The organism is Aeromonas sp. (assembly GCF_050252055.1).
In the GTDB taxonomy this organism is placed as follows: Bacteria; Pseudomonadota; Gammaproteobacteria; order Enterobacterales; family Aeromonadaceae; genus Aeromonas; species Aeromonas caviae.
This window is the reverse complement of sequence record NZ_JBFWLQ010000002.1, coordinates 435,827-452,742: the sequence shown is the minus strand read 5'-3', so window position 1 is coordinate 452,742 and position 16,916 is coordinate 435,827. Positions and strand designations below refer to the sequence as shown.

The window sequence follows — 16,916 nt, the reverse complement described above, 5'->3', positions numbered from 1 at the left end:
CCTTGGCTCCCGTTTTTCATGGTTGTCAGCGTGGCAGCTTGGCGAGAAACGCCTCAAGCTCCGGTGACAATGGCGCTTCCACCTGCATCTCCCGCTCATCCACCGGATGAGTAAAGGTGAGCTTCCAGGCGTGCAGGAACAGACGCTTTAGCCCCTGCCCTCGCATTTTTTCATCAAACCCGGTCTCACCATATTTGTCATCGCAGGCGATGGGATGGCCGGCGTGCTGGGTGTGGACACGGATCTGGTGAGTACGGCCAGTGATGGGGCTGCACTCGACCAGGGTGGCCTCGGCAAACTGACGGGCAATCCGAAACCGGGTCTCGGAGGGTTTGCCATCGCTGCTGACCCGCACCACCCGCTCACCGGATTGCAGATCATTTTTGCGAAGTGGCGCATTGACCACCTTGACGTGGGGTTGCCACTGGCCGCGCACCAGCGCCAGATACTGCTTGCGCATGGTTTTGACCCGCAGCTGCTCGTGCAGGCTCCGCAGGGCACTGCGCTTCTTGGCAACCAGCAGCACGCCGGAGGTGTCGCGATCCAGCCGGTGCACCAGTTCGAGGAAACGGGCTTCGGGGCGCAGGGCACGCAGCCCTTCGATGACGCCAAAACTGAGTCCGCTGCCGCCGTGCACTGCCATGCCGGACGGCTTGTTGAGCACTATCATGGCGTCGTCTTCAAACAGGATCTGGCTCTCCAGACGCTGGATGCTGCCGAGGTTGGCAGAAGGCAACTCATTCTTCTCGGCCACACGCACGGGGGGCACCCGCACCTCATCTCCGGCACAAAGCTTGTATTCCGGTTTGATGCGCTTCTTGTTGACCCGCACCTCCCCTTTTCGAAGGATGCGATAAATCAGGCTCTTGGGGACGCCCTTTAACTGAGTCTTGAGAAAATTGTCGATGCGCTGCCCGTCATGCTCAGCTTCGATGGTGAGCAGCTGCACTTGTTGATGTATCTGTGTCATGGCGCGGATTTTAACACCGCAGACAGCCCTTGGCTCCATGCTTTGTTAAAAAATGGCGTCTTGCTATAAAAGTGGTTTAAATGGGATAATAAACAAGGTTTTGTCATTGTGTTCAAGCCTTGTACTAAGTGGCCAAAATGTATGCCACCCAATCCCGAAACACCGTGTATACAAGAACATGACGGTTCCCGGGTGCGAGGTACAACGCATGGAGAACACAAACAGAGCCGACGTAAATTGTCTCCACATCGGTATCCTTAATTCACGCCCTCTCGAGAAGGCTGAACCAGAGTGCCCTTAGTTTGCGCCTCATGCATACCCCAACCGGGAGGTTGCCCCAGCATGCTGAAGACCCGAGGCCGGCGCCGGCAGGACCCAGTGGAGGAATCAAAATGACAAAATAATGAGAACTCAATGAAAAGAATGCTAATCAACGCGACTCAGGAAGAAGAGTTGCGCGTAGCGCTGGTTGACGGACAACAGCTCTACGATTTGGATATTGAAAGTCCGGGACACGAGCAGAAAAAAGCGAACATTTACAAGGGCAAAATCACCCGAGTAGAACCCAGTCTCGAAGCTGCTTTTGTTGACTATGGCGCCGAACGCCACGGTTTCCTGCCGTTAAAGGAAATCGCCCGCAATTACTTCCCCTCCGGTTACTCCTATCAGGGTCGTCCCAACATCAAAGAAGTGGTCCGCGAAGGCCAGGAAGTCATTGTCCAGATCGACAAGGAAGAGCGTGGTACCAAGGGTGCAGCCCTCACCACCTTCATCAGTCTGGCTGGCAGCTACCTGGTGCTGATGCCGAACAACCCTCGTGCCGGCGGCATCTCCCGTCGCATCGAGGGTGACGAGCGGACCGAGCTGAAGGAAGCCCTGAGCGGACTGACCGTGCCGGACGGCATGGGCCTCATCGTGCGCACCGCCGGTGTGGGCAAGTCCCCGGAAGAGCTGGAGTGGGATCTGAACGTTCTGCTCAATCACTGGGACTCCATCCACAAGGCGTCACAACAACGTTCCGCTCCGGTGCTCATTCACCAGGAAAGCAACGTCATCGTGCGCGCCATCCGTGACTATCTGCGTCGCGATGTGGGCGAGATCCTGATCGACAACCCGGTCATCTTCGAGCGCGCCAAGTCGCATATCGAGCTGGTCCGTCCCGATTTTCTCAATCGCGTGAAGCTGTACAAGGGCGATGTCGCCCTGTTCAACCACTTCCAGATCGAGAGCCAGATCGAATCGGCCTTCCAGCGCGAAGTGCGCCTGCCCTCCGGCGGCAGCATCGTCATCGACCCGACCGAAGCACTGACCTCCATCGATATCAACTCCTCCCGCGCCACCAAGGGCGGCGATATCGAAGAGACCGCCCTGCAGACCAACCTGGAAGCAGCAGACGAGATTGCCCGCCAGCTGCGCCTGCGTGACCTGGGTGGCCTGATTGTCATCGACTTCATCGACATGACCCCGGTTCGCCATCAGCGCGAAGTGGAAAACCGTCTGCGTGAAGCGGTGCATCAGGATCGTGCCCGTATCCAGCTGGGCCGTATCTCCCGTTTCGGTCTGCTGGAGATGTCTCGCCAGCGTCTGCGTCCCTCCCTCAACGAGTCCAGCAGCCATATCTGCCCCCGTTGCCAGGGGCAGGGGGTCATCCGTGACAACGAATCCCTCGCCCTGTCCATCCTGCGTCTCATCGAAGAAGAGGCCATGAAGGACAACACCGAGCAGGTTCATGCCCAGGTGCCGGTCGATGTGGCCGCCTATCTGCTCAACGAGAAGCGTACCTCCATCGCCAATCTGGAACAGCGCAATGATGTGCGTGTCTACATCATTCCGAACCAGCATCTGGAAACCCCGCACTACGAAGTGACCCGCATCCGTCAGAACGAGATCCCGGAAGCGGCCAGCTACGAGCTCAAAACCGAGATTGCCAAGCCGGTCTATCAGCCGCGCCAGGCTCAGGTAGTCGAGCGCGAACAGCCGCTGCTGCAAGGGTTTGCCCCGGCTCCCCAGCCGGTTGCGCCCACCGCCCCGGCTCCTGTTGCGACTCCCGCTCCGGTTGCAGAACAAGTCGGCTTCTTTGGCAAGCTGGCCAAGGCCTTCTCCGGCCTGTTCGGTGCCTCCTCCGATGCGGCTCCGGCCGAGGTGAAGGCGCCTGCCGACAAACCGGCCGCCCAGCGCGAAGCTCGCAAGGATGACGGGCACCGTCACCAGCGCGATGAATCCCGCAGCCGTGGTCAACGTGGCCGTCGCGATGACAACCGCGGCAGTCGCAATGCCGAGGCCGGCGAGAAGCGTGAAGGCGCAGCCAGCCGCGAGAGCAGTGATCGCAATCGTCGCCCGCGCAAAGAGCGTGAGCCTCGTCAAGAGCGGGAACCGCGCCAGGAACGGGAACCCCGTGGCGAAGTGCGCACCGAACAGCGCATGGAGCGTGAGCCTCGCGAACCCCGCCAGGAGCGCGAACCTCGTGCCCCGCGTCCGGCTCGTGAACCTCGCGCCCCCCGCGAACCCCGTGCCGAGGTGAGCGTCGAAGCGGTTGATACCGTTGATACTGCGGTCGCCAGCGCTGAACCGCGTCAGGAAAAAGAGCAAAAAGTGGCCGAGCGCCGCGAACGTCGCCAACTGCGCAAGCAGATCCGTGTCGATGTCGCCGCGACCGACACCCCTGCCCTGCCGACTGACGTGCAAGCCGCCGCTGCTGAGCAACAAGAAGAGCAAGGCGAAGGTCAGCGTCGTTCCCGCCGTACCCCGCGCAATCAGCGCATCGAAGGGCAACGTCGCAAGCGCATCAACGAAGAGGCTCGTGGCCAGCGTGAAGACGAAGCACAAGGTGAAGTGCAGCTGACTGCAGCTGCCCAAGCCGATGCGGCTCAGGTAAAGGTGGAAGAACCGGTTGTGCCTGTCATCACCATTCCGAGCGCAGAAGCGGTTGCTGCCGCCCTGCAGGCCTCCGCCGCACTAACCGAACACGTGGTGGCTGAAGCCGTTGCTGAGGAAGCGGCAGAGCAAGCACTGGCAGCCCAGGCTGTGGACGCGCCCTCCACTGACGAAGTTGAGCAGGTTGCGCAAGCAGACGCTGAACCCGTCGCCGAAGTGGCAGTTGTCGAACCCGAGATGGTCGAACCTATCGTCGACACCGCCTCTCATGACAAACCTGTCGCCGTGATCGACGCTGTCGAGCAGACCCAACAAGTTGAGGCCATTCCAGAAGAGGTTGCACCGGTTGCTGAAGCGGCACCTGTCGTGATCGCTGAGGAGACGGCCACCGCCGAGGCGGAGGTCGTCGAGATGCCGGCTGCCGTGGTGCAAACCGAGCCAGCAACCAGCCCCGAAGTGAAGGTCAGCAAGGGTGCCGGTGTATTGGCCCGTGCCCGCAAGGCTTATGCCCCCATGGCAACGCCGGCTGCAGCTCCTGCCCCGACACCCCGTGAACCCGTGGAGTACGCTCCCCTGGTACGCAGTGAAGTCGTGACCTCCGGTCGCCACGGTGGCAGCACCGCTGCCAGCAACGTGGCAACCAGCCCGGCCGGTCGCCCCTGAGCAGACTCGTTAGTCTGAATAAAGAGCCACACAATGTGTGGCTCTTTTTTTGTCTCTTTTTTGGGGCTGACATCGCCTTGCTCTCCCCCCCCCTGCCCGTTCGATATCCGCCACTTTCCCTGGTGCTCTCCTGTCCACGCAAGATGTGATTCACTCCCCTAACAGATGATTCATCTCTGACAAAGCATCACGACATGCTCTGCTTTGTCGACAGGGTCCGTGCATTGACAGCATATGAAGCCATTGGCAAACAGTCTGGCAGCGTTCCCCTTTGGTTCACAGTCGGTGTGTTCAGTGGTGGCTGAGACAACCCAGGTTGAACGGGAATGCCAGACATAGGGCAACCTGTGGCACTCTTCACTCTCATCATTTCTGGTGAGGATCATAGACCCGTTGAACGCCCTCCCTTCAGCTTCACGTGCAAGGGTCGGCTCGTAACAAGGCGTCACACAGGCAGGTTCCCCTCACTGTGCACAACGAGTGGCTCAGGGATGTAGAGAAGCCAAAGAGGTGATAGATAATGTCATTCAACTTCTTGTCTGATGGCATACAGCTATTACTCATTGAACTATTGCCGTATGACGTGACATTCACCAGGCAACAAAAAAGGGCCCGAAGGCCCTTGTTTCATTTCCAATGACTGTCGCGCTTATCCGCCAAAGAGATGGTTGTTCAGCAGGAAGAGACCGCCGGAGAGCAGCATGGTGAGCGGCAATGTCAGCACCCAGGCCAGCAGAATGGTCTTGATGGTCTGGCTCTGCAGGCCGGACTTGTTGGCCACCATGGTCCCCGCTACCGCAGAGGAGAGAATGTGGGTGGTGGACACCGGCATCCCGGTCAGACTCGCAATCCCGATGGACGCGGCGGCCGTGATCTGGGCTGCAATGCCCTGGCTGTAGGTCATGCCGGAGGAACCGATCTTCTCCCCTACCGTGTAGACGATACGACGCCAGCCCACCATGGTACCGCAACCGAGCGCCAGGGCGATGGACACGATGACCCAGGTCGGCGCATATTCAGCCGTGGCGGTCAGATCCTTGCGCCATTTGGCGAGATCGGTCAGCTCCTTGGCCGGCAGCGGCAGTTTGGAGACCTTGCGGGCAGTGTCGTCGATGCACAGCAGCAGACGACGCACCTCGCGGCGATCCACCAGGTTCATCTCCTCGTAGGTGCGCACCTGGCCCAGACGCTTGTCGAGGGTCGCCATGGCCTGCAGGGCCTCCCCAGCCGCACAGTGGCTCATCAGCTCTTCCTGGGCTTTGGCAGGCACACTGAAGTTCACCAGATGGGAGACCTGATCCTGGTTACGCTGGTAGATCTCCATGATGCGCTGGTTGGCATCCTGGGTTCTGTCCAGATCATAGGAGCGGCTGTTCATGTCCAGCGCAAAATAGGCAGGCGCCATGCAGATCAGCACCAGCATCACCAGACCGATGCCTTTCTGACCATCGTTGGAGCCGTGCACGAAGCTCACCCCCATTGCGGAGCAAATCAGAGTGACACGGGCCCAGAACGGTGGATGCTTCTTGCCGTCCACCAGCAGGCGCTCTTCCGGGGTCTTGTGGATCTTGCTGCCAAGCCATACGCGCTTCATGGCGAACAGCAGCAAGGCGGCAATGATGAAGCCCACAGTGGGAGAGATGATGAGAGAGAGCATGATGTCGATGGCTTTGCCGACGTTGATACCCTCTTTCAGGGGTTGATGGCTGATCAGGGCATAGGCACCGCCTACCCCCAGGATGGAACCGATCAGGGTGTGGGAGCTGGATGCCGGAATGCCGAAGTACCAGGTTCCCAGGTTCCAGACGATGGCCGAGAACAGCAGGGAGAACACCATGATCAGACCCTGGGTGGAGTCCATGCCAAGCAGCAGATCGATGGGCAGCAGATGAACGATGGCGTAGGCCACCCCCAATCCACCCAGCATGACACCGGCGAAATTGAACAGACCGGAAGCCACCACCGCCATATGAGCCGGCATCGCCTTGGTATAGATAACCGTTGCTACCGCGTTGGCGGTATCGTGAAAGCCGTTGATGAATTCATAGGCCAGCACAAAAAAAACGGCCAATACCAAACCGATTGACCACCACAAACCCAAACCACTAAACATTTCAAACATAAAAACGAACCTGTTTATGAGTTGCGGCGGATTATGCCAGAAGGCTCGATGCGCCATACCCGTTGTTGAAATATTTCAGCAAAAAAAAAAAAGGGCATTCCGTCAGAAAATGTCTTAGGGCCTGTAGGAACGGGGCTTGTCGAGGATTAATTTAAGTCCATTCCATTGCTGTGGATAGGCGCCAATCAAAGCCGGAGTATGGCTCAATGTCCCGAAAAAGGCTGCCTTCAACCCGCTCGGCACGCCCGTTTCCTTTTGTCAGATAAAAAAGAGGGTGCCTTGGCACCCTCCTCGATAGACAAGCCGCACGGTGCGGGGATCAATCCTGGTTGATCCGGCTGGCCACAGCCCCTTGCTGACTCTTGTATTTGGCATTTTCCCGTTTGTTGTACGGGCGAGCCGCGGTACCTGACAGCATCTCGAAGTTCAGGGCACCGATCTTCATCTTGGGACGCAGGGCCAGAGGCAACTTGCCGCCGTTGTAAAACTCCAGCACGATGCGACCGGACCAGCCCGGATCGATGCGGTGGGCGGTGACGTGCACCATAAGGCCCAGGCGCGCCAGGGAGGAGCGACCATCCAGCCAGCCGACGATATCGGCGGGCAAGGTAACCGATTCATAGGTCACCGCCAGCGCCAGCTGACCCGGATGCAGATAGAAGGCTTCACCGTCCGGCACGTGGATCTCCTCGCTCATCACCCGCTCGATGGCATCGGCCATCTCGGCACTGGTACCGCCAAGGTCGATGTAAGGCGCGGTATGATCGCGAAACACCCGAAACTCGTTGCCCAGCAGCACATCGACGCTGACGCCGCTGATCCGCTCAACACCGGGCCGCGGCTCGATGACGATCTTGCCTTCATCCAGGTGCCGTTCGATATCGGTATCACAAAGACGCATTCTGCGACTCTCCTGACAAAAGATTCATTAAAAAAAGCCGGGCATCACCCGGCTTGTTTTCTCTCAACCAATCAACATATGGCGGATACGCGCCTTGAGCATGTCGATGGCGATGCGGTTCTTGCCACCACGGGGCACGATCACGTCGGCATACTGCTTGGACGGGTCGATGAACTGCATGAACATGGGACGCACAGTCTTCTGATACTGCTTGAGCACGGAGTCCATGGTACGACCGCGCTCCTGCACATCGCGCACCAGACGGCGCAGCAAACAGATGTCGAGCGGGGTATCCATGAAGATGGAGGCGTCCATCAGTTCGCGCAGGCGGCTGTCAGTCAACAGCAGTATCCCTTCGAGGATGATGACACGGCGCGGTGCAAAGGTAGTGACCTCGGTCATGCGCGTGTGCTCGGTATAGGAGTACTGGGGGATGTTGACCGCCTCCCCTTGCGTCAGCTGGGTCAGATGCTGCACCAGCAGATCGTGATCCAGGGCATTGGGGTGGTCATAGTTGGTCTTGACCCGCTCTTCCATGGTCAGGTGGGTCTGATCACGGTAGTAGCAATCCTCGGTGATCACACCAATCTGACCCGCTCCCAGCTCGGCCACCAGCTCTTCATAGATGGTTTGGGCGATAAGACTCTTGCCGGACGCGGATGCACCAGCAATACCGATGATCACGCAGGAATGTTGAGTATCAGACATTGAAAATACCTAAAGAGAAGAGCACTGGGGATTGTTTAAACCGATCCATTATATGAAAAAGGGGTGGCCATGCCCACCCCAAATCCGTCCCCCTTGGCCGAACGCCGATTATTCGTCCAGCGCCACCGTGTAGAGCGGGGTCGCAATCGGTTTTGCGCTGAAATAGAGCTCGGCTCCTACCCGGCGAGCCAGTTTCAGGTAAGTCTGTGACAGCTCGCCATCCGGCGCACCGAACACGGTGGGGCAGCCGTCATCCATGTGCTGGCGAATGTCGATATGCAGCGGCAACTGACCAAGCAGCGCCACGTGATACTGCTCCGCCATCTTCTGGCCACCGCCGGTACCGAACAACGGCTCGTGATGCCCGCAGGCACTGCAGACGTGGTAACTCATGTTCTCGACGATGCCAAGCACAGGCACATTGACCTTGTTGAACATGGCAATCCCTTTGCGGGCATCTGCCAGCGCCACATCCTGGGGCGTCGTGACGATCACCGCCGCCGTGGTGGGCACCTGCTGGGCCAACGTCAGCTGGATATCGCCAGTGCCCGGGGGCATGTCCACCACCAGGTAGTCCACCTCGCCCCAGCGGGTCTCGTGCAGGATCTGCCCGAGAGCCTTGCTCGCCATGGGACCGCGCCAGATGGTGGCATCCTGCTCGGCCACCAGATAACCGATGCTGTTGCTCTTGATGCCGCAGGCCATCACCGGCTCCATCAACTTGCCATCAAAGCTGACAGGGCGCTCCTTGAGGGTCCCCGTCATGGTCGGGATGGAGGGGCCATAGATGTCCGCATCCAGCAGGGCGACCCGCGCCCCCTCTTTTTGCAGCGCCAGCGCCAGGTTGACCGCGGTAGTGGACTTGCCCACCCCTCCCTTGCCGGAGGCAACCACCAGGATATTGCGGATCCCCTGCACCGCCGCCAGTTGCTGCGCGCGGGGCATGCTGGCCACGTCTATCTCCCCCGTCCAGTCGATGCGGGTCGCGCCGGTTGCGCTGCGCAGCCGGGAATCGAACTCCTCTTTGATCTGTTCAAACAGGGACTGGCCGGCAAAGGGCAGCACCAGCGTGATGGCCAGGGTCTGTTCGTGCCGCTCGACGGAACGCACAAAACCGGCCGCGACCAGATCCTTGCCCCATCCTGCCGGCTTAAATTCGGCCAGGATCTGTTTTACTGAATCAATCACCATTAACTCCCCATTATGTTGTCGTTATGCTGAGGTGAACGGTTACCGCACATAAATCAGTGGCTTGCCGACGTCATCGTGATGCCGCCAGTCAGGGCACCGGGGGCCACAACCCTAGGCAGGCCGCCCCCAATTCGGGTAACATGCACGGCACTGTATCATCCCAACAGGCACATAAAGAACGTATTATGGCAACTGATCCTCGTAGAATGCTGGTAACCTGCGCCCTCCCCTATGCCAACGGCTCCATCCATCTCGGCCACATGCTGGAACACATCCAGGCCGATATCTGGGTTCGTTATCAGCGAATGCGTGGCCATCAGGTGCATTTCGTCTGTGCCGACGATGCCCACGGTACGCCCATCATGCTCAAGGCTCAGCAGATGGGGATCTCGCCGGAAGAGATGATTGCCGCCGTCTCCCAGGAGCACCAGGGGGATTTTGCCGGTTTCAACATCAGCTTCGACAACTACCACTCCACCCACAGCGACGAGAACCGCGAGCTGGCGGGCGTGATCTATGGCCGCCTCAAAGAGTCCGGCAAAATCAAGATCCGCACCATCTCTCAACTGTTCGATCCGGAAAAATCCATGTTCCTGCCGGATCGCTTCGTCAAGGGCACCTGCCCCAAGTGCAAGTCCCCCGATCAGTACGGTGACAACTGCGACGCTTGCGGCGCCACCTACAGCCCGACCGAGCTGATTGATCCGAAATCCGCCGTCTCCGGTGCAACCCCGGTGATGAAGGACTCAGAGCACTACTTCTTCGACCTGCCCCAGTTCGAAGCCTGGCTCGCCGACTGGGTACGCGGCTCCGGCGCCATCCAGGAAGAGATGGCCAACAAGATGCAAGAGTGGTTCGAAAGCGGCCTACAGCAGTGGGACATCACCCGTGACGCCCCCTACTTCGGCTTCGAAATTCCCGGTGCCCCCGGCAAATACTTCTATGTCTGGCTGGACGCCCCCATCGGCTACATGGCGTCGTTCAAGAACCTGTGCAACAAGCGCGGCGACATCGACTTCGACAGCTACTGGAAAGCGGACTCCGACGCCGAGCTCTATCACTTCATCGGCAAGGACATCGCCTACTTCCACTGCCTGTTCTGGCCGGCCATGCTGGAAGGCGCGAACTTCCGCAAGCCGACCAAGGTCAACGTGCACGGCTATGTGACCGTCAACGGCGCCAAAATGTCCAAGTCCAAAGGCACCTTCATCAAGGCGTCCACCTATCTCAAGCACCTGGACCCGGAGTGCCTGCGTTACTACTACGCCGCCAAGCTCAACAGCCGCATCGACGATCTGGACTTGAACCTCGAAGACTTCGTCTCCCGCGTCAACGCCGACGTGGTCAACAAGCTGGTCAACCTGGCCTCTCGCAACGCCGGCTTTATCGCCAAGCGTTTTGACGGCAAGCTGGCCACCACCTGCGCCGAGCCCGCACTCTACGCCGAGTTTGCCAGCGCCAGCGCCAGCATCGCCGAAGCCTATGAAGCGCGCGAATTCAGCCGCGCCATCCGCGAGATCATGGCCCTGGCCGACAAGGCCAACCGCTATGTGGACGACAAGGCTCCCTGGGTCATCGCCAAGCAGGAAGGGGAGGATGCCGAGCTGCAAGCCGTCTGCTCCGTCGGCATCAACCTGTTCCGCGTGCTGATGGCCTACTTGAAGCCCGTCATGCCGCAGCTGGCCGAGCGCGCCGAAGCCTTCCTTGGCGAAACCCTGACCTGGGACGGCATCGCCGCCCCTCTGGTCGACCACGGCGTCGCTCCCTTCAAGGCGCTCTTCTCCCGCATCGAGTCCGCCAAGGTGGATGCCATGGTGGAAGCGTCCAAGGAAGATCTCGCCAAGGAGCAGAGCAAGAAGCCGGCAGGCCCCCTGGTGGACGATCCCATCAGCGAGACCATCACCTACGACGACTTTGCCAAGATTGACCTGCGGGTGGCGCTGATCAAGAAAGCCGAAGCGGTGCCGGAAGCCGAGAAGCTGCTGAAGTTGCAGCTGGATATCGGCGGCGAAACCCGTCAGGTGTTTGCCGGTATCAAGTCCGCCTACAACCCGGAAGATCTGGAAGGCAAGCTGACCGTGATGGTGGCCAACCTGGCCCCGCGCAAGATGCGCTTTGGCATGTCCGAAGGCATGGTGCTGGCGGCAGGTCCAGGTGGCAAGGATCTCTGGATCCTCGAGCCCCAGGAAGGTGCCCAGCCGGGCATGCGCGTGAAGTAATACGCCCCTTCCCGGACAGTCCCAATAAAAAGAGAGGCCAATGGCCTCTCTTTTTTTACCTTGTGGGGTGCTTACTGCCCGCTCTGCAGCAATGCCATGCGAAGGCCGACCAGCTCCGCCTGATGGCAATCCAGTTGCAGTAGTTGGCAGCGGATCTCTGTTTTCAGGGCTCGCCGTTGCTGGCCTCGCCCCGTTTCGCCCCCAAGGCGTCTTAGCCATTGGCGCCTGTCCTGCAATTGCCCAAGCCGCTCCTGCCAGCTCACCAGCATGGACAACCAGGCCGGATCCCCTCCCCCCTGTGCCGTCAGCAGCTCCATCCCGTAGCGCGCCTGTTTCAGCACCAGACGCAGCCGGTGCCAGCACCGAAGTTTCGCCCTGATGCCCACAGGAAGGGAGGTGGTCTTCGCCAGTGCATCCGACAGTGACAGCGCCAGATGCAGCCGAAACAGCGGCAAGAGATCGACACCGACGGGTACCTCTTCCAGTCGGGCCAGCCAACGGGCCAGCGGGCCGGTCAACAGGGGGACCCGTGGCAAGCGGCTCTGCCGAAGCGAGCCACCATGATGCTGCGCATAGACCTGGGCATCGCGCAGGGTGGAGAGCGTGCCGACAGCACGGGTCAATCGCAGCTCCAGCTCGGGCTCATGAATGAGGGGTCGCCACAGGGCGAGCAGCGCCAGCAGGCGACGGGCCGCTATCCGGTAGGCATGCACCTCTTCCATCCCCTTGTGCTGGCGCAGTGCCAGGGTCGCCCCCCGATATTGCCCAACGAGCCGGTTGGCCTGCGCAATCCCGCTCTCCCCCATGAACCCTCCCGGCTAGTTGGTATGAAAACCGGTTCCGGTGGGTGGCAACGCCTGGGTGCACTCCATTCGGGTGACGGTGGCGGTTCGGGGCCCGTGCTCAAGCCAGCCCAGCATCATCTGAACCTTCTGTTCGGGACCGGCAATCAGGATCTCCACCGAACCATCTTCCAGGTTGTAGGCATGCCCCCGCAGCCCCAGTTGCAGCGCCCGCTCCCGGGTGAAGTAGCGAAACCCCACCCCCTGAACCTGACCCCACACCCGCACGACAAACGATTGCTCTCCCATTTATCACACCTTTCCCTTAAGTAATTTTTCCCCGGGGCGATAATGAGCGCGACACTCTCTTCCCCTTGCAGGACGCAATACCATTATGAAAGAAGTAAAGTTTCGGTGGGTTGACCGTTATCTCATTCACCTCACGATCAGCGAGAAATTTCTCATCACCTTCTGGTGCCCCTTAGTGTTCATCGCCTTCCTCACCTGGTATCTGCTGGCCGACGGCCATGATCAGGCGATGCAGCTCAGAGTGGATCAGCTCAAAGGGCGGGTCGAGACCACAGCCCAGCTGGTGAGCCAGCAGCCGACCCTTACCCTGCCTGCGGATCTCGTACTCACGCCTGGCGCCGCCACCGGCCTTAGCCAGCAGGGGAACGTCTATCGCTATGGCGCCAGCGCAGGTCAGGCGGGCGTCGTCTCCGGCACCCTGGATACGAGTCACTACGCCCTCTGGGATGGCCAGGGCACTACCCTGACCATCATCGCGGTGCTGGCCGCCCTGCTGGCCCTCATCACCCACTATCTGATGACCTTTGTCTCGGGGGCGCTCTACTCCACCAACAAGGCACTGCAGACGGTGGCGAACGGCGATCTCACCTTCCGGCTCAATTTCTTCCCGGTGCGGGATGAGTTCTCCATTCTGGCGGGCAGCATCGACACCTTCACCGACCGCCAGCACAAGATAGTGCAACTGGTGGAAGAGTCCGCCGATGCCCTTACCCTGGCCGCCGACGAATTTCGCGAGCATGCCAGCGACGGCGAGCAGCTTGCCCGCGCCCAGCGCCAGCACATGGACTCCCTTGCCGCCGCCATGGAGCAGATGTCCGCCGCCATCCGGGAAGTGGCCCGCAACGCCAACGACACCCTGCTGCAAACCCGCCAGTCCAGCGACGAGGCGACTCACGGGGCACAACGGGTGGCACGCACCATTACCGCCATCCGCACCCTGGCGGACGAGATTGGCAATGCATCGGGCGCGGTCGAGCGGCTGACTCACAACGCCAATCGCATCAACGAAGTGGTCAACGTCATCAACGCCATCTCCCAGCAAACCAACCTGCTGGCCCTCAACGCCGCCATTGAGGCCGCCCGGGCTGGTGAACAGGGACGCGGCTTTGCGGTGGTGGCCGACGAGGTGCGCACCCTCGCCAGCCGCACCCAGCAGGCCACGGTGGAGATCCAGCAGATGATCGAGGAGCTCCAGGCCGGTACCGGGGCGCTGAACGACATCATGGAGAAGACGGTGGGGCGCGCGGCCGACAGCCAGCAGCTCATCACCGAGGTGGGCATGGACATCGAGCGGCTCAGCAACCACAGCGATGCGGTGCTGGAGATGAGCACCCAGATCGCCACCTCCAGCGAAGAGCAGAGTTCGGTGGCCGAGGAGATCACCCGCAACCTCGACAAGGTGCGCCACGAGGCAAGCCGGGTGGAGGAGTCCGCCAGCGCGGCGGTCGCCGGCACCACCGGCCTCAAGGGAACCGCCAGCGAACTCGGTCAGGCGCTCACCGGCCTGCGGATCTGACCACTCCGGCAGGCCATCGTCCAGATGGCCTGCCATGTCTGGGCCAGGCGCTGGGGACGCGCGAAACAGCCCGTCCGACCCTGACCACGTGTGGATGCACGGATCCCGGTAGACGCGGCTTGCGTGCCTACCCTCACAGCCCCTACTATATGCCCCCTTCTTTTCTACCATCGGCAACTACCCATGAGCGCTTCCATCTATCTCGTCAAAGGCCGCGAAAAATCCCTGCTGCGTCGCCACCCCTGGATCTTCTCCAAGGGCATTGAGCGGGTGCAGGGCAACCCCGTTGACGGCGATACCGTCGAGATCTTCACCCATGACGGCAAATGGCTCGCCCGTGGTGCCTGGTCCGGCAGCTCCCAGATCCGTGCCCGGGTCTGGACCTTCGACAAGGATGAGAGCGTCGATCTCGACTTCTTCATCCGTCGCCTCAAATATGCGCAGGAGTCCCGTGACGGGCTCATAAAGCGTCAGGGCCTCACCGGTTATCGCCTCTGCGCCGCCGAATCCGACGGCCTGCCGGGTCTGACCATCGACCGTTACGCCGACTTCCTGGTGTGCCAAATTCTCTCTGCCGGCGCCGAGTTCCAGCGCGAGCTGATCACGCAAGCGCTGCGTACCCTCTACCCCGAGTGCAGCATCTATGAACGCTCCGACGTGGCCGTGCGCAAGAAGGAAGGGCTGAAGGAGCGCACCGGTGTCATCCATGGCGAGACCCCGACCGACCCCGTGGTCATCGAGGAGAACGGCGGCGTCAAGATCCTGGTCGATATTCGTAACGGTCACAAGACGGGTTTCTATCTGGATCAGCGGGATAACCGCCTTGCCGCAGCGAAATACACTGAAGGCAAGCGGGTGCTCAACTGCTTCTGCTACACCGGCGGTTTTGGCGTCTATGCCCTCCAGGGCGGTGCCAAGGAGGTAGTCAACGTCGATCTCTCCCAGAATGCGCTGGACATCGCCCGCCAGAACGCCGAACTGAACGGTCTCGATACCAGCAACACCCAGTTCGTGCGTCACGACGTCTTCAAGCTCTTGCGCGAATATCGCGAGAAGGGCGAGAAGTTCGATGTCATCGTGCTGGACCCGCCCAAGTTTGCCGAGAGCAAGGCCCAGCTGCTGGGCGCCTGCCGCGGCTACAAGGACATCAACATGCTGGCGTTCCAACTGCTGGCGCCGGGTGGCGTGCTCTTGACCTACTCCTGCTCCGGCCTGATGGAGCAGAGCCTGTTCCAGAAAATCGTCGCCGATGCAGCCCTCGATGCCGGCCGCGATGCCCAGATCCTGGAGCTCCTCTCCCAGGCATCCGATCACCCCATCGGCACCGCCTATCCGGAAGGCTTCTACCTCAAGGGGCTGGTAGTGCGCGCCCGCTAAGCCGAGCAGACCAGCGCTGACCTCCCTTGCCCCCGGTTCCAGTTCCGGGTCCGGCAAGCCATCAAGAAGCCCGCGATCGTAGCGGGCTTTTTTTATGCGGCCGCCAAAGAGACAACCTCCCCCCGACTTTGCCACCAACAGCGATTGCTGCCCCCATCCCTCCTCTTCGACTGACGACAGCCATCCTCAATCAAAGGTTGCCGTATCGTTAACCCGATTCTCATCTCTCTTTCACTACACAACCCACCAGCAGAGACATGCCCGGCATTTGCTTTATGCAAAAGCATGAAATATTACGCATCAACATTAAAAAATCCTCGGGGAAATATCAGCCATAAACGCATATTCACTCATTTTAATGAATATTGCTGTTTTCCCCTGCAATGGATCACGCCATGCCCCTGTCCGCCTCGCACATTGCCTGGGGCGACAATACTCGCCCACCACAAGTCATCCCGCTCAATCACGCGCTGGCGCGCCCAGCGGGAAGTAGTGTCGAAATGGCCTCGCTTCCTCCACCATCCGCACGATGGAGGGATGATTGAGCAGACGGGCGCGATAGGCACGCAGACGGCCATAGCCAGCCGGGATCTCGTGGGCCCAGTCGGCGTAGAAGAGCGAGGGGGCGGCGGCGCAATCGGCCAGCGTGAAGTCTGCGCCGGCAATCCAGTGGCGTCCTTCCAGTCGCTGATCGAGCCAGGGGTAGATCTGATTGAGCAGCTCGCGGGCCTCCGCTACGCCATAGCTGTCGCGATCCGCGACCGGGCGCAGCGCATCCAGCACCACTTTTTGCATCGGCGTCATCACATAGTTGTCGAAGATGCGATCCAGCATATGCACCTCCAGACCCGCATCGCCGGGCGGGATCAGGCTGACGGGGCCCGGATGGTACGCCTGCAGATGGGCGACGATGGTGCTGCTCTCGAGGATGCAGCGACCATCATCCAGCAACACCGGGAAGCGCTTGAGTGGCCAGAGGGCGGCAAGTTCGGCGCTGGCCGCCGGCTCTTCGAGGTTCCGGTATTCGAACAGGGTGGCATTCTCGTAAAGGGCGATCAGCACTTTCTGGCTGTAGGACGAAAAGGGGTGGGCATAGAGTTTCATGGGGATGTTCCTGACGCTCAGAGGGATGACTTCCCTAGTCTAGATCCCCTCTCTATTTTCGATGCGTCCCTATCCCATGCTGGTTTTGGGATGATAAACGCCCATTCATGACGGTAATCACACTCGTATGACTCTCTTTTAGGTAGGGTGATCCCGCCTGCGGCCGCCAAGCCGGGGCAA

12 protein-coding genes are annotated in these 16,916 nt (G+C 60.2%); 4 read left to right on the top strand and 8 right to left on the bottom strand.

Going from position 1 to position 16,916, the window contains the following annotated elements; translation table 11 throughout:
* Positions 1–25: 25 nt before the first annotated feature.
* Positions 26–970, bottom strand: a complete 945-nt coding sequence (rluC, locus tag AB7E19_RS05655) for a 23S rRNA pseudouridine(955/2504/2580) synthase RluC (protein WP_010674735.1) — start codon at positions 968–970, stop codon at positions 26–28.
* Positions 971–1,384: 414 nt separating this feature from the next.
* On the opposite strand from rluC, the gene rne reads away from it, so the two are divergent.
* On the top strand, positions 1,385–4,507 hold the full coding sequence (gene rne, locus AB7E19_RS05650; RefSeq protein ID WP_427934716.1) for a ribonuclease E: 3,123 nt from the start codon (positions 1,385–1,387) through the stop codon (positions 4,505–4,507).
* Positions 4,508–5,156: 649 nt separating this feature from the next.
* On the opposite strand, the gene AB7E19_RS05645 is transcribed toward rne, so the two are convergent.
* From AB7E19_RS05645 to apbC, 4 genes are all read right to left on the bottom strand, one after another.
* Entirely contained in the window at positions 5,157–6,629 is a 1,473-nt protein-coding gene (locus AB7E19_RS05645) for an inorganic phosphate transporter (protein WP_029314527.1), read from the bottom strand.
* Between the two features lie 319 nt (positions 6,630–6,948).
* A complete protein-coding gene (gene dcd / locus AB7E19_RS05640; protein WP_010674732.1) occupies positions 6,949–7,530 on the bottom strand; it encodes a dCTP deaminase in 582 nt (193 codons plus the stop codon).
* Between the two features lie 63 nt (positions 7,531–7,593).
* Entirely contained in the window at positions 7,594–8,238 is a 645-nt protein-coding gene (gene udk, locus AB7E19_RS05635; RefSeq protein WP_010674731.1) for a uridine kinase, read from the bottom strand.
* 108 nt (positions 8,239–8,346) lie between these two features.
* Positions 8,347–9,429, bottom strand: a complete 1,083-nt coding sequence (apbC, locus tag AB7E19_RS05630) for an iron-sulfur cluster carrier protein ApbC (RefSeq protein ID WP_113978935.1) — start codon at positions 9,427–9,429, stop codon at positions 8,347–8,349.
* Positions 9,430–9,614: 185 nt separating this feature from the next.
* Here apbC and metG point away from each other — a divergent pair, with 185 nt between their 5' ends.
* A complete protein-coding gene (gene metG / locus AB7E19_RS05625; protein ID WP_322131732.1) occupies positions 9,615–11,648 on the top strand; it encodes a methionine--tRNA ligase in 2,034 nt (677 codons plus the stop codon).
* A 71-nt stretch (positions 11,649–11,719) separates the two neighbouring features.
* Here metG and AB7E19_RS05620 read toward each other — a convergent pair whose 3' ends face one another.
* Together AB7E19_RS05620 and AB7E19_RS05615 are read right to left on the bottom strand one after the other, a co-directional pair.
* Entirely contained in the window at positions 11,720–12,454 is a 735-nt protein-coding gene (locus AB7E19_RS05620; protein WP_427934715.1) for a CHAD domain-containing protein, read from the bottom strand.
* Between the two features lie 12 nt (positions 12,455–12,466).
* A complete protein-coding gene (locus AB7E19_RS05615; protein ID WP_010674727.1) occupies positions 12,467–12,739 on the bottom strand; it encodes an acylphosphatase in 273 nt (90 codons plus the stop codon).
* 85 nt (positions 12,740–12,824) lie between these two features.
* Here AB7E19_RS05615 and AB7E19_RS05610 point away from each other — a divergent pair, with 85 nt between their 5' ends.
* Both AB7E19_RS05610 and AB7E19_RS05605 read left to right on the top strand, forming a co-directional pair.
* A complete protein-coding gene (locus tag AB7E19_RS05610; RefSeq protein WP_214003245.1) occupies positions 12,825–14,255 on the top strand; it encodes a methyl-accepting chemotaxis protein in 1,431 nt (476 codons plus the stop codon).
* A 183-nt stretch (positions 14,256–14,438) separates the two neighbouring features.
* Positions 14,439–15,632: a class I SAM-dependent methyltransferase gene (locus AB7E19_RS05605; RefSeq protein WP_039039155.1), complete on the top strand. Its 1,194-nt coding sequence runs from the start codon at positions 14,439–14,441 to the stop codon at positions 15,630–15,632.
* A 459-nt stretch (positions 15,633–16,091) separates the two neighbouring features.
* Here the strand turns inward: AB7E19_RS05605 and AB7E19_RS05600 are convergent, their stop codons facing one another.
* Positions 16,092–16,736: a glutathione S-transferase family protein gene (locus tag AB7E19_RS05600; protein ID WP_427934714.1), complete on the bottom strand. Its 645-nt coding sequence runs from the start codon at positions 16,734–16,736 to the stop codon at positions 16,092–16,094.
* Positions 16,737–16,916 lie beyond the last annotated feature (180 nt).